The sequence below is a fragment of the Finegoldia sp. P3-F-LR genome, assembly GCF_052932165.1.
Genome location: NZ_JBRFJE010000050.1, coordinates 1 through 699 on the forward strand (window position 1 = coordinate 1; position 699 = coordinate 699).

The window sequence follows — 699 nt, forward strand, 5'->3', positions numbered from 1 at the left end:
CAATTGCACAAACTACTATTACAGGCCACATTCCCATAAGAGCATAGAACACGCCGAGTAATAAGAAATATAAGAATGCTGTTCCTCTTTGTGCGACTTGTTTACACATTATTACAAAAACTGGTGCGGCAATAATTGTTGCAAGTGCCGATGATAAATACAAACTCGGAATCATTCCAAAAGAAGCTGTCAAAAATCCTAATCCCATCGTAAGAACAAATCCAATAACAGAAAATACTGCTATTTTTACAATACCTTTTAAATTCATTTTTCTCCTCCTTGAATACATATAATATTTTTTCTCTGCTTATAAAGCAGCATGTTGCCAATTTGTATAAAATTAAATCTTTAATATAACTAAGTTATATTTGATGCAAAAAAATTTTCCATTTTACAAACCTCTTATTTTGCCCCATCCTTCATTAAAGAATTTTGAAATTAGTTTGGCATTTAATTCTACTTCTTCTCTGCTTTTAGAATGAACAGCAACTTCAGATAAAGCATAATAATATGCATGGTTAATTAAGTGAATTCCCATATCGGTTATTACACTACCGACACCATCTTCACCATAAATCATGCTTAATATTTTGATGTGATTTTTATCTTCTATTTCCACGAGTTCATCTAAAAAATTACTGTATTTTGTTCCATAAGAACCAAACACTAATAACTCAAACGCATCTTTATTTTCAAAAA

The 699-nt window shown here is 30.3% G+C and carries 1 protein-coding gene and 1 pseudogene; both read right to left on the reverse strand.

The features are described 5' to 3' along the window. Nucleotides 1-268, reverse strand: a 268-nt coding sequence (locus tag ACU68U_RS09235; protein ID WP_446763198.1) for an MptD family putative ECF transporter S component, incomplete at its 3' end; no start/stop codon positions are given. Nucleotides 269-391: 123 nt separating this feature from the next. Continuing rightward, nucleotides 392-699: pseudogene (locus tag ACU68U_RS09240) on the reverse strand (TetR/AcrR family transcriptional regulator); the annotation flags it as partial.